General features: G+C 71.1%; 17 protein-coding genes. 4 read left to right on the forward strand and 13 right to left on the reverse strand.

What is annotated here, in order from left to right:
• Positions 1-11 precede the first annotated feature (11 nt).
• From ACF1A1_RS07295 to ACF1A1_RS07330, 8 genes are all read right to left on the reverse strand, one after another.
• Positions 12-767 (reverse strand): CoA transferase subunit A, encoded by a 756-nt coding sequence (locus tag ACF1A1_RS07295; RefSeq protein WP_391646427.1) that lies wholly within the window; start codon positions 765-767, stop codon positions 12-14.
• 36 nt (positions 768-803) lie between these two features.
• Positions 804-1,553, reverse strand: coding sequence for an SDR family NAD(P)-dependent oxidoreductase (locus ACF1A1_RS07300; protein ID WP_391646318.1), 750 nt, complete (start codon positions 1,551-1,553; stop codon positions 804-806).
• On the reverse strand, positions 1,550-2,521 hold the full coding sequence (locus ACF1A1_RS07305; RefSeq protein ID WP_391646320.1) for a fumarylacetoacetate hydrolase family protein: 972 nt from the start codon (positions 2,519-2,521) through the stop codon (positions 1,550-1,552). The genes ACF1A1_RS07300 and ACF1A1_RS07305 overlap by 4 nt, the downstream gene beginning before the upstream one ends.
• A 144-nt stretch (positions 2,522-2,665) precedes the next feature.
• Entirely contained in the window at positions 2,666-3,604 is a 939-nt protein-coding gene (locus ACF1A1_RS07310; RefSeq protein ID WP_391646322.1) for a VOC family protein, read from the reverse strand.
• 13 nt (positions 3,605-3,617) lie between these two features.
• Complete coding sequence (locus ACF1A1_RS07315) at positions 3,618-4,643, reverse strand: amidohydrolase family protein (RefSeq protein WP_391646324.1); 1,026 nt, start codon at positions 4,641-4,643, stop codon at positions 3,618-3,620.
• Complete coding sequence (locus ACF1A1_RS07320; RefSeq protein WP_391646326.1) at positions 4,640-5,803, reverse strand: FAD-dependent oxidoreductase; 1,164 nt, start codon at positions 5,801-5,803, stop codon at positions 4,640-4,642. The genes ACF1A1_RS07315 and ACF1A1_RS07320 overlap by 4 nt, the downstream gene beginning before the upstream one ends.
• A gap of 263 nt (positions 5,804-6,066) precedes the next feature.
• Positions 6,067-7,029 (reverse strand): cyclase family protein, encoded by a 963-nt coding sequence (locus tag ACF1A1_RS07325; RefSeq protein WP_391646328.1) that lies wholly within the window; start codon positions 7,027-7,029, stop codon positions 6,067-6,069.
• Positions 7,026-8,009 (reverse strand): fumarylacetoacetate hydrolase family protein, encoded by a 984-nt coding sequence (locus ACF1A1_RS07330; protein ID WP_391646330.1) that lies wholly within the window; start codon positions 8,007-8,009, stop codon positions 7,026-7,028. The genes ACF1A1_RS07325 and ACF1A1_RS07330 overlap by 4 nt, the downstream gene beginning before the upstream one ends.
• 121 nt (positions 8,010-8,130) lie before the next feature.
• Here ACF1A1_RS07330 and ACF1A1_RS07335 point away from each other — a divergent pair, with 121 nt between their 5' ends.
• A complete protein-coding gene (locus ACF1A1_RS07335; protein ID WP_391646332.1) occupies positions 8,131-9,120 on the forward strand; it encodes a LysR family transcriptional regulator in 990 nt (329 codons plus the stop codon).
• Between the two features lie 403 nt (positions 9,121-9,523).
• On the opposite strand, the gene ACF1A1_RS07340 is transcribed toward ACF1A1_RS07335, so the two are convergent.
• A complete protein-coding gene (locus tag ACF1A1_RS07340) occupies positions 9,524-10,855 on the reverse strand; it encodes an MFS transporter (RefSeq protein ID WP_391646333.1) in 1,332 nt (443 codons plus the stop codon).
• A gap of 301 nt (positions 10,856-11,156) precedes the next feature.
• On the opposite strand from ACF1A1_RS07340, the gene ACF1A1_RS07345 reads away from it, so the two are divergent.
• Together ACF1A1_RS07345 and ACF1A1_RS07350 are read left to right on the forward strand one after the other, a co-directional pair.
• On the forward strand, positions 11,157-11,669 hold the full coding sequence (locus ACF1A1_RS07345) for a MarR family winged helix-turn-helix transcriptional regulator (RefSeq protein ID WP_391646335.1): 513 nt from the start codon (positions 11,157-11,159) through the stop codon (positions 11,667-11,669).
• 152 nt (positions 11,670-11,821) lie between these two features.
• Positions 11,822-12,205 carry a VOC family protein gene (locus ACF1A1_RS07350; protein ID WP_391646337.1) on the forward strand — a complete coding sequence of 128 codons (384 nt, stop codon included), beginning with the start codon at positions 11,822-11,824 and terminating at the stop codon, positions 12,203-12,205.
• Between the two features lie 232 nt (positions 12,206-12,437).
• On the opposite strand, the gene ACF1A1_RS07355 is transcribed toward ACF1A1_RS07350, so the two are convergent.
• Positions 12,438-13,883: a hypothetical protein gene (locus ACF1A1_RS07355; RefSeq protein WP_391646339.1), complete on the reverse strand. Its 1,446-nt coding sequence runs from the start codon at positions 13,881-13,883 to the stop codon at positions 12,438-12,440.
• Positions 13,884-14,110: 227 nt separating this feature from the next.
• Between ACF1A1_RS07355 and ACF1A1_RS07360 the strand changes: the two genes are divergently transcribed.
• On the forward strand, positions 14,111-14,704 hold the full coding sequence (locus ACF1A1_RS07360) for a DUF4291 domain-containing protein (protein WP_391646341.1): 594 nt from the start codon (positions 14,111-14,113) through the stop codon (positions 14,702-14,704).
• 224 nt (positions 14,705-14,928) lie between these two features.
• On the opposite strand, the gene ACF1A1_RS07365 is transcribed toward ACF1A1_RS07360, so the two are convergent.
• From ACF1A1_RS07365 to ACF1A1_RS07375, 3 genes are all read right to left on the reverse strand, one after another.
• The gene (locus tag ACF1A1_RS07365) at positions 14,929-15,267 is read right to left on the reverse strand and encodes a hypothetical protein (RefSeq protein WP_391646342.1); all 339 of its coding nucleotides are present in this window, start codon (positions 15,265-15,267) and stop codon (positions 14,929-14,931) included.
• Positions 15,260-16,969, reverse strand: a complete 1,710-nt coding sequence (locus ACF1A1_RS07370; protein WP_391646344.1) for a choice-of-anchor P family protein — start codon at positions 16,967-16,969, stop codon at positions 15,260-15,262. Before ACF1A1_RS07370 ends, ACF1A1_RS07365 begins: the two co-directional genes overlap by 8 nt.
• 206 nt (positions 16,970-17,175) lie before the next feature.
• Positions 17,176-21,450 (reverse strand): putative Ig domain-containing protein, encoded by a 4,275-nt coding sequence (locus ACF1A1_RS07375; RefSeq protein WP_391646346.1) that lies wholly within the window; start codon positions 21,448-21,450, stop codon positions 17,176-17,178.
• Between the last annotated feature and the right edge of the window lie 738 nt (positions 21,451-22,188).

Raw genomic sequence — 22,188 nt, forward strand, 5'->3', positions numbered from 1 at the left:
GACGGTGGTGGTCATGCGCGTACGGTCCTCTTCTCGATGTGCTTGTCGGCGGCCTCGGCGGGAGTGAGGGCCACGACCCGCTGGACGAAGACGCCGGGCAGGTGGATCCCGTCCGGGCCCAAGCCGCCCGGCTCGACGAGTTCCTCCACCTCGGCGACGGTGATCCGGCCCGCCATGGCGGCCACCGGGTTGAAGTTGGCCGCCGACCCGCGGAAGACCAGGTTGCCGTGGCGGTCGCCGCGCCAGGCCCGTACGAGGGCGAAGTCGGTGGTGATGCCGTGCTCCAGGACGTGACGGCGGCCGGCGAAGTCGCGGGTCTCCTTGGGCGGCGAGGCCACGGCGACCGAGCCGTCGGCCGCGTGGCGCCAGGGCAGTCCGCCGCGGGCGACCTGGGTGCCCACCCCCGCGGGGGTGTAGAAGGCGGGGATGCCCGCGCCACCGGCGCGCAGCCGCTCGGCCAGCGTGCCCTGCGGCACCAGCTCCACCTCCAGTTCGCCCGACAGGTACTGGCGGGCGAACTCCTTGTTCTCGCCCACGTAACTGCCCGTCACGCGGGCGATCCGTCCGTCGGTCAGCAGGACGCCCAGGCCCCGGCCGTCCACGCCGCAGTTGTTCGACACCACCTCCAGGCCGGTCGCGCCCTGTTCGTGCAGGGCCCGGACGAGCACGTCGGGGATGCCGCTGAGGCCGAAGCCGCCGACGGCCAGCGACGCGCCGTCGGGGATGTCGGCGACCGCCTCGGCGGCGCTCGCGCGGACCTTGTCCATGGGGGAGAGAACCTTTCTGTCGTCCATCGCTGCCGCTCAGCCGTCCGGGCGCAGGGCGTCCGAGATCGGCATGGCGCCGCCGTGCGCGGTGAGGCCGCCGTCGACCGGGATGTCCGCTCCGGTGACGAAGGCGGAGTCGTCGGAGAGGAGGAAGGTGACGAGCGGGGTGATGTCGTCGACGGTCCCGGTGCGGCCGAGCGGCGTCGCACGCAGGTTCGCCTCCCGGAACGCGGGCGCGGCGGAGGCGGTCATCGCGGTCTCGACGAAGCCGGGATGGATCGTGTTCACGCGGATGCCGCGCGGCCCCAGCTCCATGGCGGCGGTCCTCGACAGGCCGCGCAGCGCCCACTTGCTGGCGGTGTACGCGACGGGGTAGTGGGCGGTCAGCGCCGCCGACGAACCGACGTTCACGATCGACGCCCCCGCCCGCATCAGCGGCACCAGGTGCTGGATGCCCAGCAGCGGCCCGGTGACGTTGACCGCGTGGACCCGGGCCATGTCCTCGGGGCGTACGTCGTCGATCCGGGCGCGCCAGGTGACGCCCGCGTTGTTGACCAGCCCGTGCACCTGCCCGTACGCCGCGCGCAGTTCGGTGGCGAGCCGCGCCCAGTCCTGCTCGCTGGTGACGTCGAGCCGGCGGCAGCCGGGCGCCTTGGCCGCGTCGGTGGCGATGACCCGGGCGCCCTCGCGGGTCAGTGCCTCGGCCTCCGCGGCGCCCTGACCGCCGGCCGCGCCCGTGACCACGACGACCCTGCCGAGCAGCCGCTGGGCGTGCGGGCCGGTCACGGCCGCTCCCGCGGGCGGCGCCGGGCGGCGGGGACCGGCACGGGAGGGGAACCGCTCACCACGGTGTTGGAGACGGTGCCGATGCCCTCGACGGTGAGCGTCACCGTGTCGCCCGGCTCCAGCGGCGCCGGGTCCCGGGTGCCTCGTACGCCCCACAGCTCGGCGAGACAGCCGCCGTTGCCGCAGGTGCCCGAGCCGAGGACGTCGCCGGGGCGGACGACCGTGCCGCGCGAGGCGTAGGCGACCATCTCCTCGAAGGTCCAGCTCATGTTGGACAGCAGGTCCTCGCCGACCACCCGCCCGTTGACCTCGGCGGTCAGCGCCAGCCGCAGGAAACCGTCCGCGTCGCGGTACGGCTCCAGCTCGTCGGCGGTGACCAGGTACGGGCCCAGCGTGGTCGCGGTGTCCTTGCCCTTGCACGGGCCGAGGCCGACCTTCATCTCGGCGGACTGGAGGTCACGGGCCGACCAGTCGTTGAAGACGGTGTAGCCGACGATGTGGTCCCGGGCCTGCTCGGGGGTGAGGTCGCGGCCCTCCCCGCCGATCACGGCGGCGACCTCCAGCTCGAAGTCGAGCACGCCCGACCCCGGCGGCACGGGGACGTCGTCGTGCGGGCCGTACATCGCGTAGGGGTTGCCGAAGTAGAACGTCGGCGCCGCGTACCACCGCTGCGGCACCCCGGCCGCGCCGTCCACGGACCGCCGTACGCCCTCGACGTGTTCCTCGAAGGTGACGAAGTCCCGGACGGTGGGCGGCTGGAGGGGCGGCAGCAGCCGTACCTCGCCGACGTGGGGGCCGGCCGGGACGTGGAGCGTCTCCGAGCCCGCCGCGAGCAGTCCGGGCAGGCCTCCCGTCTCGGCGAGCAGCCCGGTCAGGGAGTGGACACCGGGCAGGGGGCGGAGCGTGCCGTCCTCGTCGACGACGGCCACACGGTGCCGGTCGCGGTGTTCGTAGGTGGCGAAACGCATGGGCGGGTTCCTGGGGGCGTCGGGGGCGTGAGGGCGGGGGCGGGCTCGGACAGCCGGGGGCTCGGCGGGCGGTCAGGGCGTGACAGGGGATCGCCGCGCCCCCGGTGACGGGGGACCCGGCCGGCCGGACGCCCGGACGGCCCGTCAGACCGGCGGGGCGACGAACACGCCGCGGTCGACGTCGTTGAAGGACTCCTTGGCGACCAGTTCGTTCATCGGGTTCGCCGTGCCCCACTGGTCGGTGACCTCGGGCTGGGAGAAGTCGTAGACGTGCGGGTGCCAGGTGTCCTCGTCCAGGAGCTCCAGCTCCGTCGTGTACTCGACGGTGTTGCCGTGCGGGTCGAGGAAGTACGTGAAGGTGTTGTCGCCCGCCAGGTGCCGGCCCGGGCCCCAGATCTTGCGGTGGCCGGCCCGCATCACCCGGCCGGAGCCGCGCATGTACTCGTCGAGGCCGCGCATCTCGAAGGAGACGTGGTGCAGGGAGGTGTGCGGGCCCTTGGCGATGGCCATGGAGTGGTGCTGGTTGCTGATCCGCATGAAGTGCATGACGTCACCGACGTACGGCGAGCTGAGCGTGTCGGAGTGGCGGAAGCCGAGGTGGCGCTCGTACCACTCGCGGGTCGTGTCGAGGTCCGGCGAGTTGAGCACGACGTGCGACAGCTTGACCGGGATCGACTCCTTCTCCTCGATCCTGCGGTGCCGCCTGACCTCGACGTCGGCGGAGACCTCGATGGTGCGGCCGTCGATGTCGAAGAAGCGGAAGCCGTAACCGCCGCCGGGGGTGTCCACCGTGCCCGGCCGGGAGACCAACTGCACGCCACCGGCGAGGAGCCGCTCGGCGAGGGTGTCCACGTCGCTCGCGCTCCCGGCCCCGTAGGAGACCAGGTCGAGCCGCTTCTCGTCGGCCTTGCGCAACCGGACGACGTACTGCTCGGGCGAGCCCTCGGCGGCCAGGAAGGAGATGCCGGAGTCCTCGGCGACCTTGGTCAGGCCCCAGACGCCGGCGTAGAAGTCGAGCTGCTTGTCGTAGTCGGGCACGGCGAGGTCGACGTGCCGCAGATGGGTGAGCAGGCGGTCGCTCATGGGGGGATCCTCCTCAGGCGAGGTCGAGCAGTGCGGCGGCGTTTCCGCCACGGACGGCGTGGAAGTCGGCGTCGGGCAGGTCCGCGGCGCGCAGCGCGCCCAGCGGGTCCTCGGCGCCCATGTCGAAGGGGAAGTCGGAGCCGAGCAGCACGCGGTCGGCGCCCGCGGCCCGCACCAGCTCCCGCAGGACGGCCGGGTCGTGGACGAGGGAGTCGAAGTACAGCTGCCTCAGGTAGCTGCTGGGCTCCCGCGAGCAGCCTCGGGCGTCGGGGCGGACCCGCCAGGCGTGGTCGGAGCGGCCGATGTGGGTGGGCAGGTAGCCGCCGCCGTGCGCGGCGATCAGCCTCAGCCCGGGGTGCCGGTCCAGGACGCCGGAGAAGACCAGGTGGGAGAGGGCGACCGCGTTCTCGGTGGGCTGGCCGACCGTGTTGGACAGGTACCACTGGTCCAGCCGCTCGTCGAGGGTGCAGCCGAACGGGTGCAGGAAGACCAGGGCGCCGGTCTCCTCGGCGCGCGCCCAGAACGGGGCGAGCCGCGGGTCGGAGAGTTCCACCTCCCGGCCCCCGTCGGGCGCCGGGGCGTGCGAGGAGATCTCCACGCCCCTCAGTCCCCGCTCCAGCGCGTGGTCGAGCAGGGCCACCGCGAGTCCGGGGTGCTGGAGGGGGACCAGGCCGAGGCCGCGCAGCCGGTCCGGCGCCTTCGCGCAGTGCCCGGCGGTGCCCTCGTTGGCCAGCCGGCAGATCCGGTCGGCCAGTCGGGGCCCGGCCCAGTAGTGGTAGTGCGACGGCGAGGGGCTCACCAGCTGCACGTCCACGCCGGCCGTGTCCATGGCCGCCAGGCGCACGGCGACGTCGGTCAGCGGCGGCACACGCTCACCGACCATGGGCCCGTTCACGGCCAGGGCCGCCGGCCCGTTGCGGCGGGCGTCGAGGGCGCGGGCCTCGGCGAGGCCGGGGTGACCGGCGACGGCCTCCTCGACCTCCGGCAGCAGGAGGTGGGCGTGCACGTCGATCGTCGGTGTCGGCACGGGCTCGGTCACGGGAGTTCCTTCAGCGCCGTCATCGTGCGGCCGATCAGGCCGGGTACGTCCGCGTCGCGCTCCCCGTCGAGCAGCCACCGGCCGAGCTGCACGGAGGCGTCGACGACCATGCGGACACGGGGCAGCCGCCGGGCCCGGTAGTCGGTGAGGAGCTGGTCGTCCCAGTCGTCGCGGGTGGTGAGCAGCTCGACGAGGACGGACGCGTCCTCCAGGGACATCGCCGCGCCCTGGGCGAGGGTGGGCGGGCAGCAGTGGGCGGCGTCGCCGACGAGCACCACCCGGCCGCGGTGCCACGGCCCCTCCACCAGGTGCCGGTCGAACCAGGTGTAGTTGACCCCGGCCGGATCGTCGATGTGCTTCGTGATCTCGGGCCAGAGACCGCCGTAGCCCTGTGCGAGCCGCCGCATCTCGTCCGCGTACATGGCCGGGTCGATGGATGCGCGGTCGCGGTTGGCCTCGACGACGTAGGCGTAGATGGTGTTCTCGCTGGTCGGGCAGTAGCCCGCGATGTAGGCCGGGCCGCCGTACGCCAGGTCCGTGCGGGTCACGCCCTCGGGGCGGGGGGCCGCGACGCGCCAGATGGCCATGCCGGTGGGTTCGGGTCTGTCGGTGACGCCGATCGCGGAGCGGGTGGCGGAGTTCAGGCCGTCGGCGGCGACCACGAGGTCGTAGCGGCCCTCGGCCCCGTCGCTGAAGTGGACCGAGACGCCGTCGGCGTCCTGCTCCAGGGTGTCGACGGTGGTGCCCAGGCGGACGGTGGCGCCCGAGGCGCGGACCGCGTCGATGAGGATCCGCTGCAACTGCGGGCGCTGCATGCCGAGGGTGGCGGGCAGGTCCTCACCGCCGGTCCGGATGTCCTCGGCGACGAAGAGGACGGTGCCGTCGGGAGCGGTCACGCCCAGCGAGCCGAAGGCGAAGCCGGAGGCGCGCACCCGCTCCCACACGCCCAGTTCACGCAGGACGCGGAGGGCGTTGCCCTGGAGGGTGATACCGGAGCCGGTGGTGGCGTTCCAGTCGGGCGTGGCCTCGATCAGGTCCACGGCGACACCGGCGCGGCGCAGCAGGATGGTGACGGCGCTGCCGGCGGCGCCCCCGCCGATGACGAGGACGGTGCGGGTCCCCCCGGCCGGAGGCTGGGGGAGGGTGGGGCGGTCAGCCATGTCGGGGATACCTCCCGGGGTTGGGCCGCACGACTTCGGGCGGCGGGGGTGCGGCTCGCCCGCTGGGGGCGCGGGCCGGGGGTGGGACGGGGTGCGGCTTGCTGTCGGGAGCGGGCCGGGTGTGGGGGACGGGGTGCGGCTCGCCCGCCGGGTGTGGGGACGGTGGTGCGGCTGGTGGGCGGATGGTGAGCCGCTGGTCGCCGGGAGTGCGGGCCGGACGCGCCGCTGCTGTCCGGGAGGCCGCGCAGCCGGCGGCCGGGCGGCTACTTGACGGCGACGGGGTTCACGGGGGAGCCGACAGCGCCGGTGATGGGAAGCGGAGCGGCGGTCAGCCAGAACTCGTACACGCCGTCGTCCGCGCAGTCCGCGGCGAGCGCGTCGAGGTCCCACATCTCGCCGATCAGCAGCCCCATGTTGGGGATGACGACCTGGTGCAGCGGCTGGAAGGCGTTCTCGAACTCGTTGGGCCGCACCTCGAAACCCCAGGTGTCGGTGGCGATCGCGGCGATCTCGGTGCCGTGCAGCCAGCCGGCGGTGGTGAACGACAGCCCCGGCGCGGGCCCGCCCGCGTAGTCGCCCCAGCCGTCCCGCCGGGCGCGGGCGAGCTGTCCGGTGCGGACGAGGACGATGTCGCCGCGGCCGACGCTCACCCCGTGCGCCCCGGCGGTCGCGGTCAGGTGCTCCTCGGTGATCGGGAACCCGTCGGGCAGCCCGCCGTCGGTGCCGACGACCCGGCCCACGTCGAGCAGCACACCGCGCCCCGCGACGTACGGAGCCATGTGCTCGATGCCGGTGACGAGGTCGCCGTCGGAGGTGACGACCTTCTCGGCGTCGCGTCCGTTCCACGCCTTGCCGTGGTCGAAGATGTGCCCGAGCCCGTCCCACTGGGTGGAGCACTGCAACGGCATCGCGATCACGTCGTCGGCGCCGCCGATGCCGTGCGGGAAGCCCTGGTTGCCGAGGGCCGCGTCCGTGCCCGTGTCGAGCATGGTGTGCACCGGGTTGGTCCGCCGGCGCCAGCCCTTCTGCGGGCCGTTCATGTCGAAGGACTGCGAGAGCGAGAAGCTGACACCCCGGCGCACCAGCGCGGCACCCTCGCGCCGCTTGGCCTCGTCGAGGAAGTTCAGCGTGCCCAGCACGTCGTCTGCGCCCCAGCGCCCCCAGTTGGAGTACGCCTCGGCGGCCTCGGCGATCGCGCCCTCGGGGTCGTGACGGTCGAGGCTCATGCCGGGCCCTCCGCCACACAGCGGGTGCGCTGCGCACCGAGACCGGTGATGGAGCCCTCCATGACGTCGCCGTGGCGCAGCAGGCGTCCCCAGTGGATGCCGTTGCCGGCCGGGCTGCCGGTCAGCACCAGGTCGCCGGGCAGCAGGCGGGAGGTCTGGGAGATGTACGACACCAGCCGCGCGATGCCGAAGAGCATGTCCTTGGTGGACTCGTCCTGCATGACCTCGCCGTTGAGCTTCAGCGTGACCCGCAGGTCACCGGGGTCGGCGATCGACTCGGCCGGGACGATCCACGGGCCGAGCGGGGTGAAACCGGGCGCGTTCTTGCAGCGCAGCCAGTCGGTGCCGATGGCCGGCATGTCCCGCCGGAAGACGGTGGCGCGGTCGGTGAGGTCGTTGGCGATGGTGTACCCGGCGACGTACTCCAGGGCCTCCTCGACGGAGATCCGGTGGGCGGGCCTGGCGATGACGGCCGCCAGCTCCAGCTCCCAGTCCGGCTTCCGGGCCCAGGAAGGCAGGACGACGTCGTCGTACGGGCCGGCGATGGTGCTGGGCAGTCCGATGAAGACGTAGGGCAGGTCCTCGGCCGCCCGCCGGTCCATGAGCGCGGCGATCTCCGCGCGCGCCTCCTCGACCGTGCGCGGGTCGTCGGGGGAGCGGTGGGCGACCTCCAGGTCGATCACGTGCTGCCGGTAGTTGGCGCCGGACTGGAAGACCTGCCGGGGCTCCAGCGGGGCGTGCACGCGCAGACCCTCCAGCGGCAGCCAGTCGAGGGAGTCGTCGTCCGCCAGGGCGCGCAGGACGGGAAGGGTCTCCTCCCACCGCTCCAGCACGGCACGCACACCGGACGGCGCCCGGTCCAGGGCCCTGCTCAGATCGAGGACCCGGTCCTTCACCAGGAGGCCGGGAAACGGCTCCCCGTCCGGAGCGGAGACCGTGCCGAGCGCGAACGGGCCGGCAGGTTGCGCGAGCGTTGCCATGAGATGTCCTCCTGCTGGGTTGCGGTCTACTCTGGCCCCGATCCACAAATCACGGAAATCGATTCTGTGGATGTCCCGAATCCACGCCGTGGATGCCTCTCGCCCGCTAGGTGGTTGCCCGGTGAACCTGTCCCGACTCGACCTCAATCTGGTCGTCGCCCTGCGCGCCCTCCTGGAGGAGCGCAACGTCACCCGGGCCGGCGAGCGCATCGGACTGAGCCAGCCGGCGATGAGCGCGGCACTGGCCCGGCTGCGCCGCCACTTCGACGACGAACTGCTCGCCAGGACCGGCAACTCCTACGAGCTGACCCCGCTCGGCGTCGCCCTGCGCGACCGCAGCGCCACCGCCTGCGACCTGCTGGAACGGGTCTTCTCCAGCCAGGCCGACTTCGACCCGGCCGCCGAGACCCGGGAGTTCACCCTGCTCGCCTCCGACTACGGCGCGGCCGTGTTCGGCGCCGCGCTCGCCCGCACCGTGCACGGGGAGGCCCCCGGAATCCGGCTCACCTTCCAGCACCCGGCGCCCTCCGTCGTGGAGAACACCGCCACCGTGCTGAGCACCGTCGACGGACTGCTGATGCCGCACGGCGTCATCGACGGCTTCCCCGCCGTCGACCTGCACCAGGACCGCTGGCTGTGCATGGTCGCCGACGACCATCCCGAGATCGGCGACGACATCACCCTCGACCAGCTGGCCCGCCTGCCCTGGGCCGTCTACCAGAGGCCCTACGACGCCCCGGCCGCCCGCCAGCTGAGCATGATCGGCATCAGCCCCCGGGTGGAGGTCTCGGTGCAGACCTTCCAGTTGCTGCCCCACATGGTCGAGGGCACCCGCCGGGTCGCGATGATCCAGGAACGCCTGGCCCGCGGAGCGGTCCGCTCCGCGGGCGTACGCGTCCTGCCGTGCCCCTTCGAGGCCGTACCGGTGCAGGAGGCGATGTGGTGGCACCCGGTGCACGCCCAGGACGCGGCCCACATCTGGCTCCGCCAGAAGGCCGCGGAGGTGGGCGCAACCCTGACGACCCCCGGCAGCCGCGGCACCTCCGGCACCCCCGGCATCCCCGACGAACCCGCACGCGACGAGCAGCGGGCGTCGCACCGGTCGCCCTGATCGGGGGCGGTCGGCAACCGGTGTCCGGCGACCGGCACGCCAGCCGCCGCCTGGGCGGCGGCGGTTGAGCGGGGTTAGGCCGTGCGGCCTTCTGACCGGGGGCGCGGCCGTACGGCCCTCTGACCGGGGGCGCCCGCCCCGCCGTCGTATCGGAGACGGCGAAACGGGCGCGCGAGGAATCCACCACGGCGATACGGCTGTCCGAGCCGACGGCGAGCGCACAGCTGACCCGGCCGTCTGACCCAGGCGTCTGATCCGGCCGTCCGACTCGGCCGTCCGACTCGGCCGTCCGGTCCAGTCACCGGCCGTGGCGCCGGTCCAGTCGCCGGTCCAGTCGCCGGCCGTGGCGCCGGCCGAGGCGCCGGCGTCGGCACCGCGCTCTCGGCCCGCCGGATTCCGTGGCTCAGGCCGGCTGCTCCGGCAGCGGCCGGGGAGCGACGGCGTCCGCACGGCGACGGGCCGCCAGCAGTCCGCCCGCGACGAGGGCGGCGACCAGCCCCAGCACCCCCACCGCACCGGCGAGGCTGCCGACCGCCGGCTCCACGGCGAGCAGCACCAGCGGGCAGACGAACTCACCGCCGAAGAAGGCCGCCATCCACAGCCCCGTGCCGCGGCCACGGTCCTCGAACGCCAGGCGGGACATGGCGCTGGTGAGGAGGGCGGGCAGCAGCATGCCCGTGCCCAGACAGTTGATCACCGCTCCCACGACGAGCAGCGGGACGTTGCCGGCCAGGAACATCACCCCGAAACCGGCCGCACAGACCGCGAGAACGGCGGGCAGCATCGGGTCGGGGGAGCGCTTCAGCCGGGCGAAGGCGACCGCTCCGCCCACCGTGGCGGCGCTCGCGATGGCGGTGGCCAGACCGATCACACCGGAGTTCTCCACCCCCAGGTCGTCGAGCAGGTACGCCATCTCCACCGGGACCGTGTAGAAGACCATCGCCCCGAAGAAGGTGAGGGCACAGATGCCCGCCATCCGCCGCCAGGGGAACGGACGACGGGCCGTGACCTCGTCCGTGGTTCCGGCCCCGGCCTCGCCCGTGGCCTCGTCCGGCACCACGTCCTGGGCCTTGCCGCCGGCGGCCGCGCGGGCCGCGGGGTTGGGCAGGGCGGTGGCCATCAGCGGGGCGATCACCAGGCTCACGGCGTAGACCCAGAAGGGCATGCGCCAGCCGGCCGAGCCGACGGCGCCGCCGAGCACGAAGAAGGCGGTCGCCGACGCGGAGGCGCACATGGTCTGCAGGGCGAGGTACTTCACCCGCCGGTGACCGGAGTAGTAGTCGGCGATCAGCGTCGTGCAGCACGTCATGATCGCGGCCTCGGCGACACCGACCAGGGCGCGGCTGGCGATGATGGCGCCCAGGGATTCCAGGTAGAGCGGTGCCGTTCCGAACACGGCGTACAGCAGGGTCGCCACGATCAGCAGCCGCTTGCGGCCCAGCCGGTCGACGATCACACCGGCGAACGGGGCCAGCAGCGCCAGCGCCAGCGCCGGAACGGTCAGCGCGAGGGGAACCAGCGCCTTGGCCCCCGGCACCGACGCGAAGTGGTCCTGCATCTTCGGCAGCACCGGGGCGATCAGCACCGCCCCCAGGATCGGCAGACAGCTGCCGGCCATCAGCAGGGTCACGCGCAGCAGATGCGCCGGGCCCGAGACGGCCACGGGAGAGGGAGAGGGTGCGGGAGCGGTGTCGTCTACCGCGGTGGGAGACGGCGGCGGGACGGAACCGGGCATGGCGACTCCAGGAGACGGTGTACGGGAGAAGGCATGCCTTTCGCGGGCGCCGACGGCGCACGGCATGCTGAGGGCGGCCGCACGGTGGCGGCTGGTCCGGACAGCGGCGTGCGGGTACGGACGACTATGGGTCGTCCGGCGCCCGGTCACCATCCTCGGCGCGATCCGAATCCCGTATCCGGCTCATCCATGCCGTGGATGAGCCGCACCGGCGACCGAGGGCACGCACTGGCCCTGCCGTCACCGTTTATCGGCGGCAATTACGTTTTAATATTCAAACGTCAAGGGTTAGGATTGGCGCATGCCCACGTCCACCACGCCGCGCTGGCTCGACCCCGAGGAACGACGGGCCTGGCTCGCCTACGTCGAGTTCTCGACCCTGCTGGCCGACCATCTCAACCGTCAGCTGCGCCGCGACGCGGGGATGACGCATGCCGACTACATCCTGCTCGCCCATCTGTCCTCCACCCCGGAGGGCGCCCTGACCATGTCCGAGCTGGCCGAGCGCCTGAAGATCACCCGCAGTCGGCTCACCCACGCCGTGAACCGGCTCCAGGAAGCCGGCTACGTCGACCGCCGCGAGGACCCCGGCAACCGCCGCAACCAGCTCGCCGTCCTGGCCCCGAAGGGCCGCGAGCTGCTGGAACGGGCGGCCCCGGGCCACGTGGAGGCCGTACGCCGAGCCGTCTTCGACGCCTTGACCCCCGAACAGGTGCGGCAGTTCGCGGAGATCGGCGAGGCGATCAACGCCGCACTGCAACGCGCGGACGCCGTCGGCGACGACCAGCGGGAACTGCCCTGGCGCCGACGGTAGAGCGGGGGACGGGGACGAGGACGAGGATGGAAACGTGGACGGGAACGGGCACGGGAATGGGCACGGGAACCAACGGGAGCGATGAGTTTCCAGCCGCCCGCCGGTCCTATGGGTGAGAACTCAGCCGAGTGCAAACTCCCCCGGAGGCGATCATGTTCGGTACGACGAAGGCGTTCAGCGGCTTCTCGGTGGACGACATCGACGCGGCCAGGAAGTTCTACGGCGAGACGCTCGGGATCCGGGTGTCCGAGCAGAACGGCCTGCTGACCCTGCACATCGCGGGTGACCGGGACATCCTGGTCTACCCCAAGCCCGACCACACCCCGGCCACGTACACGATCCTCAACTTCCCCGTCGACGACATCGAGGCGGCGGTGGACGAGCTGAGCGGCAGGGGCGTGCGTTTCGAGCGGTACGAGCACCTCGAAGCGGACGAGAAGGGCATCTTCCGCGGCGGCGGCCCGCTGATCGCGTGGTTCACGGACCCCGCCGGAAACGTGCTGTCCGTCCTCCAGGAATCCGGCAAGGAGACGTAAGAGGAGACACGCAGACACGTACACGTACTGCTCCGCCCACTACCCGCCCGCGTGGGCGAAGTTCGGCCGACGCGGCACGGCCATGCCGGCTCCCAGGAAGTAGTCGACGTGGTGGGACCGCACGTACCCCTCCACTGGCTGACAGAGGGCGCCGACCCCGACCGATGACCCGTCCTCGTCACAGAAGACGCCCGCACCGACTGGCACCGCTCCGGGACACGACGAGTGACGTTCAATTCTCCTCTTCCGTCAGAGCCGCGAAAGGTACCATCGCTTCCGCGTAGACGTTTGTGACATCATATCTGTCCATTTCCCGTTTGCTTTCCGCTTCGTCAATAGTTCCCTTGGGCTGGAAGCTGAACGAGGAGATGGACGTGGAAACCGCAGAGTCTTCAGGCGTGATCGTCCACCACGTGGTCACATACCTGGGACGCCGTGTCACGTTGATGATGTTGTTGTTGTGCTGCACCTTGCTGTGATAAATGAGGCTTTCCCCGCAGTCGCGAGGGGGACAGTAGAAGCGCCCCTCGTCCTTCTCCCATGAGAGGTGGGGGTACGGGAATTCCCACTCGCTGATCCTTCCCCTGTCCTTTCGTATCAAGCCCAGGGAGAAATATACCTCCAATGCTTCATAATCGGCTGTCGCGGGTAGGCGGACCAACCTCTCCGCGGTGTACTCCTCACCTGGTTCCAGCGAGCTGCCGATCGACAGGAAGCGCCCTGCGCTCAGCGTCTCGGTTGCTGCTCCACTTGCATACCGTGCCGCATCGGATTCATCTTCCATTGCCTTCTTCGTGTCCTGCAACCCGCTACTGGTCTTCGACAGCTTGACCATATGCCCGTACACCGAATAGTCGTCGCTGATGATGTAAGCCGGAACCTTGCCCTTGTTCCGTGCGTGCAGCGTCAAGGGGAGTTCCACGAACGAGGTCCGGGGGTCCACCGTGGGTTTGCCGAACTTCGCCTCCAGGCTGACCAGCAGAGGTTGGGAAGCCGGTTGGTACATGCTGGAGTACACCAGGTTCGCGCCGGCTATGACGGCCGTGGCGGTGATACCGGCCGCGAAACCCTTGGGATGCGGAATTCCCGTCCACGTTTTTTCACGAACGAGCAGCCACAGAGCCCCCAGTGACCAGCACCAAAGAGGGAAGTACGCCAGCAGGTAGCGCGTGTACTCCATTTCCTGGAGCCAGAGGAGCAACAGAAGACTGTTGGTGGCCAGGGCGATGAGCGCACCGAGCAGCACTGCGGCGCCTGAGAACCTCACGCGTCGCTTACCCCAGTAATCGAGTACCGCCGACGCGGCCAAACCCTGAATCAGACCTGCGAACACGAACAGGAACCCGGTGACCCGACCCGCGAAGGTGAGCCCCCGCAGCACGTCGGGCATTCCGATCACCACGAGCAGGACCATGGATCCCAGCAGTCCCGCCATCATGACGGCGATGGTGATGCGCCTCTTGACGGGCTGGTCGGGCCACGTTCGGCTGTCGCCCCCGAGCCAACGTATGAACGTCCCGTCCTTCACATTCACGTCCCCCGGATAACCGAGGCGCCGGAGGATCCTGCGCAGGCCCTTCAGCGACCAGGCGCTCCCCACTGTCTCTCCACCGACACTGACCTCGCGCAACCCGCGACGGTCCGGAGGCTCCACGGTCACCTTGGGGCCGTTCTCCATGGGACCAGGCTTGACGGGCAATCCGGCGGGCGCAACCAGGACTACTCCGCCAGATGCGGCACGATGCCGATCGGATGACCAACGGCATGCCTGGAGCTGCCCCCAGTCCACGCCCTCCCTCGCCTTCGCCGGCATCGCCGCGCCCTCATCCGCTGCCGCAGACTCGGCGGCCTCCCGCCGCGGTAATTCGATGGCGCGCGCGAAGCGGTGCGTCCACCCTGATCCACGTGCCAGAACCCAAGCATCAGATCCGAGCCCTGCACACGGACTCCACGGTCACCGTCTACCAGGCGTACACGCCGGACATCGGCCTGCCGGCGGCCCGGGAGGGCCGATTCCCGGCGGTGTGGAAGCGGGACCGGATGACGTGGATCAAGCCGTCCTTCCTGTGGATGATGTACCGCTGCGGTTGGGGCACCAAGGAAGGCCAGGAAACCGTCCTCGCCGTCGAGATCACCCGGGAAGGCTTCGACTGGGCACTGGAACACGCCTGCCTGTCCCACTACGAGCACGGGCTCCACGCCGACCATGCCACGTGGCAGCGCCAGTTGAAGCGGGCGCCCGCCCGGGTGCAATGGGACCCCGAACGCGACCTGCGCCTACAGCCGCTTCCCCACCGCTCGCTCCAACTCGGCCTCGCCGGCGAAGCCGCACGTCTCTACGCCGACGAGTGGATCGTCTCCATCGCCGACATCACCCCGCTCGCCCACACGATCCACTCGCATGTACGGGCGGGCGACCTGGACATCGCCCGGCACCTCCTGCCCCACGAACGCCCCTACCCCGTGAACGACGGGAGCCTGGCCCACCTGCGCCCATGAGATCGAGCGGTTCCACCAGAAGTCGCCGAGCCGGCGATTCACGGGGCGAGGCGTTCTCAGCGCCCGACGTCCCTCGGAGCCTCCACCCCCGCTCGCCGGTCGCCGTACTTGACCGGCTGCTGCCCGCTCGTGCCACGGCGGCCCGGCTGCTGCCCGCTCGTGCCACGGCGGCCGGTCCGGGAGGAGGAGCCGCGTGGGGAGCCGTCGCTCGTGAGGGCGCGCTCTCAGAGGTCGACCGGCGAGGTGTCGTCGCCGAGCCGGGGGTGTACCCGCGTCATCAGGCGCTCCTCCAGGACGGACGCGTAGATGGCGGCTCGGGTGGCGGCGGGGTGGCTCGGCGGCCAGATCCCTCGGCGGAAGACGCAGCGGCGACCGCGGAAGAGCACCACCGTCGTGGCGGCGACGACCACGTCGCCCGTGGCGTCGGACACGACTTCGCAGGCGAGTGACTCCAGTTCGCTGCCGCGTCGTTCGCAAAGATCCTGGACAGCCCGGCGGGCGGACCGCAGGAACACGTCCGTGTATTCCTGCGGTCCGCCCCAGTCGGCGGGGTCGTCAGTCACCGCAGTTGTGCATCGCGCTGTCCGTCGAGGCCAGGACGACCTCACCGCCGTCGGCGGGGAGGACGAGGTGGACGCCGTTGACCTCGAGGCCTGCGTCGGCGCCGGTCGAGGGCAGTTGTTCGTTCACGATGAGTCGGCCACCTCCGACGAGCGGGATCTCCGTGTTCGGATCACCCGACACGGTAACCGGAACTCCCGCGATCTTCAGGGTGAGTGTGGTGCTGCCCGTGGCCCTGCCGCACTCGCTGCGGGAGGTCGCGGTGAGCCCGGACACCTCGATGAGGGGCACACCGGGCAGTCCGATGCGCGCCTGCGCCACGGTCGCGGTCGCCGTGACCTTGCCGGGGGCGAGTGTCGTGGTGACCTTGGGGCACAGCTTCTGCGCGGACAGCAGGGGTGAGGTGTACTGGGCCGAGCACGGGGTGTCGGTCGTGACCGCGTCCGCCGTGCGGAGGGTTCCGGTGTCGGGCTGCGGATCGATCTCCAGGAGCGGTACGCCGAGGAGATCCACGTGCGCCGAGACGCCGTAGGCGCGGCCCGTCGCGTACTGGAGCTTCAGCTGTGCGGAGGTGTCGGAGGCCAGGTAGCCGGCGTCACCGGCGAAGGACGCGCGCAGCGGGACGGTGGCGGAGTCGGTCAGCGGCTGGTCCACCGACGCGACGGTGCAGGTAGCGGTCCCGGTGTCGCTCGTCGTGCCGGTGCACGTCTGCTGGTCTTCACCGGTGCCGAGGGCGAAGCGCACAGCACGCCCGGGCACCGCGTCTCCTCGGAAGTCGGTGAGCTTGGCGGCCAGTTGGGCGGGAGTCCCGTTGGCGAGGTGCTGTACGCCGGTGTAGTCGAGCTTCGTCGGTGAGGTCAGGCCGAGTTCGGCGGACGTGCTGGACGGGTTGTAGTCGTCGTCGCCGCCGAAGGTGACGGTGACGGGCACCGCGTTCGACGCCCCCTGCGGCTGGTCGACCGCGTCGATGGTGCAGGTCGCCGTGCCCGACGCCGTGGTGGTGCCGGTGCACGTCTGCTGAGCGCCTCCCGTGCCCAGGGCGAACCGCACGGCACGGCCGTTGACCGGCGTCCCGAAATTGTTGGTGAGTCTCGCGGAAAGGCTGGCCGGTGATCCGTTCACCGCGCTGCCGGCACCGGTGTAGGTGAGGGCCGTGTCCGCCTTGTGGGGCTGCTCGGGACCCGGGCAGTCGGCGGCCTGGAAGCAGGGCAGGAAGTAGTAGGCGGTGATGATCCCGAACGGCCTTCCGTCGCCGGAGCGCGGGTCGTTGTGGGTGACGTACACGACGACGAGGCTGGCGTCCGTGTTGGTGCAGATCACGCGGTTGTCCGGGGCGGGGACGCAGAAGCCCTGGGTGCCGACGGTCTCCTGGATGTCCTCGTGGTCGGGCACCACACCGTGTTCCAGGATGTGCCGTCTGCCGAAGCCGTCCACCGGGGGATTGCACTGAGGTGTCTTGCAGTCGTTCTGCCCTTCACGTAACGGGATGTCGTTGCCCAACGCGCCCCGGAAGGTGTCGACGACGGTCCAGTCGATCATGTTCGGATTCGGATCGCCGGGATCGGCGGTTGCGGTGGCGGGTGCGACGAGAGCACCCAGCAGGCCCAGGAACAGGGCGAGTACGGCTGATGTCAGCTGTCGGCGGGCCCGGCTGTACGCCGGGGCACGCGTGGGCGTGCGCGGGTGACCGTGAAGAACCGGCACGGAATCCCCTCCTTGTGACCGGACCGCCCGGTGACGGCCCGGCGCCCCCGCGACGTCCTGACCGCCCGGGGGACACCCACCCTGCCGCCAAGTAAGGGACATGACAAACAATTGCCGCGCGACGGCGAGTCCCTGTCGGTGCCGGGGCAGCCGCTACGTGCGCTCGAAGTTCCGGGGCCGGACCGGTACCGGTCCGGCCCCTTCGCTCACTCGGCGGCCACGAGTGCCGCCACGGCCGCGGCGAGCGCGTCGGCCGCTGCGTCCACGTCCGCCTGCGCCGGGTTGGCGTCGGTCCTGCGCAGGGCCAGCCCGGTTTCCCGGGCTTCGGTCATGTCGGCCCAGGACGCGGCCGTCCAGTCCGCCCCGGACAGTTCGCTGGTCTCCTCCAGCAGGAGGTCCAGTCCGGTGACGTCCACCGGTACCCGCACGAACTGGAGCTCGGCCAGGTTCGTGTAGCCGTTGGGCGAGTACAGCCGGAGCGCCCCGTAGCTGACCGGCGCGTTCAAGGGGTACTCGGTCCAGCCGCTGTCGGCGGGCCTCGTGAGGGTCAGGAACGTCTGCCAGGTGGCGCCGCCGTCGTTGGAGCCCTGGACCTGGAAGCCGTTGGCCCGGTTCGCCTGGCCGGCGCGAGGCTGGACCCTCACGGTCTCGACGGTCAGGGTGCTTGCGTCGTCCGGAACGACCCGCACCCAGCCGGTCGCCGTCTTGGTGTCGGTGAAGGTGGACGGGTCGCCGTCGAACATGGCCCAGCCGTTGTCGGCCGCGTCGCGCTTGCCGTCCCACGACACCGAGCTCGCCGTCACCCAGGACCTCTCGACCGGCATGGTCGTCGAGGCCGGGTCCTCCAGCAGCTTCCAGGCCTCGAGCAGTCGCCTGGAGAGGGCATCGCGGTCGGCGCCCTCCTCGGCGGCGGCCGCCTCGACCGCTTCGAACTCGCGGGTGAACAGGATCGCCGACGCCCGCGAGTAGCGGGACAGGTCCAGCGCCTCGGCCCGTGCGATCACCGTGTCGAGCTCGACCCGGTAGTCGCCGAAGACGCGCAGCTCGGCGATGTCGATCAGGTTGCCGTTGCTGACCCGCAGGTACCGGAAGCCGCTCTCGTCGAGCGAGTCCAGGTTCTGCCAGTCGTGTTCGGCCACGGTCGGGTCGGTCAGCCGCGTCCAGTTCTTCAGATCGTTCGAGCCTTCCAGGACCTGGTCGGCCATGCGGGTCAGGCCGTTGTTGTCCTGGCGGGCCAGGAAGTCGGCGCGGTCGAGCTCGATCGTGCCCCCCTCGCCGAAGTCCCAGATGAGGTGGTACTCGCCGTCGACGGCCGCGACATCGCTGAAGGTGCCGACGTTTCCGTCGAGCATCCGGGCGGCGTGCCCGGCCTTGCCCGAATCGGCCTTCCCGTCGGCGTCGACGACCCGCGCGGCCTGGGCGAGGTCGACGAGGTTGCGCTGGTCGGACGTGTAGAGCTGCGTGGCGTCGGTGGTGCCGAGCACGGTCGCGGCGGTCTCGCCGTCGCCGGTGGTGTGATCGATGCTGATCGGCAGCAGGGCGCCGCCGTCCACTGCGCCCAGTTCGGTCGACGCCGTCCAGTGCAGGCCGTCCGCACTGGTGGCCTCGGCCGACTGCCCGCCGATGGTGACGTCGACATCGCTGATCGGCGTCGGGCTGGAGAAGGCCAAGTCGACCGTGTCGCCGGCGGTCACGCGTTCGCGCAGCGCGTCCGGGGACGTGAGCGACACGTCGGTGATCGTGCCGGCGACCTCGCTGCGGTCGCCGAAGACGCGGAACTCGCCCACCGACCAGATGCCCGGGTAGGCCGGGTCGATCGGGATGCCCGGGGTGTCGACCTGGAGCTTCAGATAGCGGAACTTCCCGCCGGCGTGCTGGGCGACGACCGGGATGGTCTCCCAGTCGTTGGTCTCGGAGGTCTCGCGCTCGGACAGCACAGTCCAGGAGATCCCGTCGTTCGAGCCGTACACGTTGGTGCCCTGGGAGCGCATCGGGAACGAGAACCGGGCCCGGAAGCCGAACTTGTCGGCCGCGACCCGGTACCGGGTACCGAAGTCGAGGACGAAGGACGCCACGCGGAGGTCGCCGGAGCTGCTGGTGTTGTCGTCATCGGCGAGCGCGCGCAGCCCCGACTCGCCGAGGACGGTGGGCGTGACCGCGCCGGTGTAGTCGAGCGACCCGTCCTTGAGGCGCGGGTTGAGCAGTTCCAGGTCGTCCATGGCGTCGAGCAGCGCCTCGAAGGCCACGCGGAACTCCTCGTCCGAGCCGGACTCGGAGGCCCTCTTGGCCTCCTTCCAGGCGGCCTCGAAGGGCTCGCGGGTCACGCTCGTGTAGACGGCGTCCTCGTCGGTGCCGTCCGCGATCGCCGCCTCGATCATCTTCGGCCGGTTCTTCGCCACGAACAGCTCGAAGGTCCGCGCGGTGACGGACTCACCGTCATCGGCGACGATCTGGACGTCGTGGCTGCCGCGGTCGCCGGACGCCGGCGTCCAGGTGAGGACGCCGGTCTTCTGGTCGAGTGAGGCGCCCCGGGGGAGGCCGGCGGCGCTGTGGGCGACCGATCCGCCCTCGTCGGCGGCGGACAGGTCGAAGGAGGACTTCGCGTCCGGCCACAGGTAGTAACGGTCCCTGGCCTGTTCGAACCTGGGTGGGGTGAGGTGCTTCCCGGCGTCGAACATGACCGCGTCGAGGTCGACCGTGGCGCCGTCGCCGCTCACGCGGTAGAAGTGCGCGTTCTGTCCGGCCGCGGGATAGGTGACGTACCGCCACTCGCCCTGTGTGTCGGGCAGTTCGATCGTGGCCAGGGTCCGGGGCGCGGTCTCGTCCGGGTTCAGCGCGGAGGGTTGCTCCTTGTCGAGCACCGTCAGGTCGGCCGGACCGTCGGTGCGCACCAGCACCCCCAGCCGGCTTCCCCCCGGGTGCATCAGGCGGCTGACCGCGCTGGTCGTGCCGTCCTTGTCAGCGTGGGCGCGGGCGAAGGTGCGCCCGTCCTCGGTGACGATCTCGGTGCCGTCGTCGAGGGGGACGGCGTAGCGTCCGAAGGTGACCTCGGTGTCCTTCACCGGGGTCGGCCCGGTGCCGGCCAGTTCGGGCGGGAACGCCACCCAGTACTCGATGCTCTTGTCGCCCGGGGCCCAGAAGTTCTGGGTGCCGGTCCCGTAGCGGAAGAACGGGCCGTCCATACGCCGGTGCAGCTCGGCCAGATACGGGGCCTCGGTCTCGACGTCGACGCCCTCGGCGTAGGTGTACTGGTAGTACAGCTCCGAGAGCGGGTTGAAGATCCGGCCGCGGTAGGCCTGGGAGATGGTCCCGCCCGTCCCGCGTTCGTCGACCCACGGAGTCCACGCGCCCATCATGAAGCGGTAGAAGGCGTCGGCTCCGTGCAGCAGCCGGTTGCCGAGGAACCGGTAGGCGCTCACGGCGTCACCGGCGGTCGAGACGGTGCCGTCGACCGGGTCGACCTCGGTGCCCTGGACCTCGAGGAAGCGGGCCAGGGCGGCGAAGTTGTCGATGTTGGTCTCACCGTGGGCCTGGTCGCGGCCCATCTCCCGGACCTGCGTGAACCCATAGCCGTACGGGTTCAGCCCGTCGTCGGCGGCGATCTGCTGGATCTGCACGCCCAGTGCGCCGTTGTCGTACCCGTCGTAGGTGGAGTTCTTGGTGAACCACTCGACGCCCTTGGCATAGCCCTTGACGTCGTCGGCGTAGATCGCGGTGGCGATGCGGCCGTAGAGGCCGAAGTTGTGCTGGTTCATCCACTTCTTGTTGGAGAAGTTGAAGACATTGACGATCGGCTCGGCGAGGTTCGTCAGCAGCTTCTCGTCGTCCTGGGCGTCCCAGGTCACGTCGTATCCGCCGTAGCTGCCCGGGGTGCCGTCCGGGACCGGGGTGGTGGCGCGGATGATCTCGGCCGCCATGAGGAACTGCGAGAGCGGCTTGCCGGTGTGGATGTGCGCGTCGGGGAAATAGGCGTAGCCGTCGGGCTTCATGTTCGACCAGGTGCGCAGGCCCATGACGGCGTTCCTGCGGTAGACCTCGTCGCCCGTGTTGACCCAGAGCAGCGCCTGGGTGAGCACGCCGAAGGAGTCGCGGGTCAGCCGGTTGCGCATGCCGCCCTGGGTGAAGGTGTCCGTCACCGGGACCTCGGGCTTGCCCTTGACCATGTTGTCGACGGTGTAGTCCCGCGAGGCCCACAGCCCGACCTGGGTCATCGCGTCGAAGTAGGAGGCCCACGGCTCGGTGCCGGAGCGGACCATCTGCTGGGCGTTGCGGAGGTTCTCCGCCGACAGGCCGATGCCGGGGTGGACGAACCCGGCATCGCTGACGGTTTCGTGGATCTGGACGACGTGGTCGGTGAGCAGACCCTCGTAGCCGTCGGCCCGGGCGGGCGCCGCGGCGACCGCGGCAAGCCCCATCGTCAACGCCAGTGCGGTGGCTGCCGCCGTGATCCGCGATCTCGCGCGTTCCAAGACGTACTTCACTGAAAAAACCTTCCTGTGACCGTGCCGGGCGGTGCGCGACACGGCGTCGGGGATATGTGGATGTCGTGGTCCGTCGCCTGACGACCGTTGGGTCCAACCGGAGTGCGGCGGTGCCGCGGGATCGTGTACCGGCTTGTCAGCGACGCGCGATGGCTCGGCGCGAAAGTCGGGTGCCTCCTTGGTGAAAACGTTGTCGTAGGGGCGCAGGGCGATCTCGGCCGCGTCCCGGCCGCGGGTGGGCACCGGCAGCAGGCACGGTCGTGGCGGGGAGGTGGCGGTCGGCCGGTGGGTGTGTGCGGGCAGGGCCCTGCGGTCGCCGGAGCGCCGGCAGCCGGCCTGCTCGGCGTTGACGTACGCGGTGGTCCCGGAGGTCGAGATGTCGCCGCCCGAGAGGCACGGGCAGGTGGTTCCGACCGCGTGACCTTCATCGTGAAGCGGGAGTGGGCGCCCCTGACACCTGGTGTCGAGAGTGGCTCGGCGCCCAGGAGCCGGCACCCCGGGTGGCCGTCATGACGTCCGGGTGCGGGGCGGCCGGTCCATGGGCGGGCCTCGGAGCCGGGATCGCCGAAGTCGAGGGGACGGACTCGATGGTGACGGGCCGCTCGGCCTTCTGCTCCCTCTTCGCGTCACCGCCGTCGTCTCCATCGCCGCAGGCCGTCAGGCGGCGGAGAGCGCGATTCCGCCACCGCGGCCGCCCTCTCCTGCTTGCCGTTCGTCGGTCCCTCCCTGGGCGTTCCG

The sequence above is a fragment of the Streptomyces sp. NPDC014995 genome (genome assembly GCF_043080745.1).
In the GTDB taxonomy this organism is placed as follows: Bacteria; Actinomycetota; Actinomycetes; order Streptomycetales; family Streptomycetaceae; genus Streptomyces.

Excerpts from the sequence above, each read along its gene's own strand:
- ACF1A1_RS07295 (WP_391646427.1), bottom strand. The coding sequence starts at position 767 with ATGGACAAGGTCCGCGCGAGCGCCGCCGAGGCGGTCGCCGACATCCCC.
- ACF1A1_RS07305 (WP_391646320.1), bottom strand. The coding sequence starts at position 2,521 with ATGCGTTTCGCCACCTACGAACACCGCGACCGGCACCGTGTGGCCGTC.
- ACF1A1_RS07310 (WP_391646322.1), bottom strand. The coding sequence starts at position 3,604 with ATGAGCGACCGCCTGCTCACCCATCTGCGGCACGTCGACCTCGCCGTG.
- ACF1A1_RS07320 (WP_391646326.1), bottom strand. The coding sequence starts at position 5,803 with ATGGCTGACCGCCCCACCCTCCCCCAGCCTCCGGCCGGGGGGACCCGC.
- ACF1A1_RS07325 (WP_391646328.1), bottom strand. The coding sequence starts at position 7,029 with ATGAGCCTCGACCGTCACGACCCCGAGGGCGCGATCGCCGAGGCCGCC.
- ACF1A1_RS07330 (WP_391646330.1), bottom strand. The coding sequence starts at position 8,009 with ATGGCAACGCTCGCGCAACCTGCCGGCCCGTTCGCGCTCGGCACGGTC.
- ACF1A1_RS07340 (WP_391646333.1), bottom strand. The coding sequence starts at position 10,855 with ATGCCCGGTTCCGTCCCGCCGCCGTCTCCCACCGCGGTAGACGACACC.
- ACF1A1_RS07345 (WP_391646335.1), top strand. The coding sequence starts at position 11,157 with ATGCCCACGTCCACCACGCCGCGCTGGCTCGACCCCGAGGAACGACGG.
- ACF1A1_RS07350 (WP_391646337.1), top strand. The coding sequence starts at position 11,822 with ATGTTCGGTACGACGAAGGCGTTCAGCGGCTTCTCGGTGGACGACATC.
- ACF1A1_RS07355 (WP_391646339.1), bottom strand. The coding sequence starts at position 13,883 with ATGGAGAACGGCCCCAAGGTGACCGTGGAGCCTCCGGACCGTCGCGGG.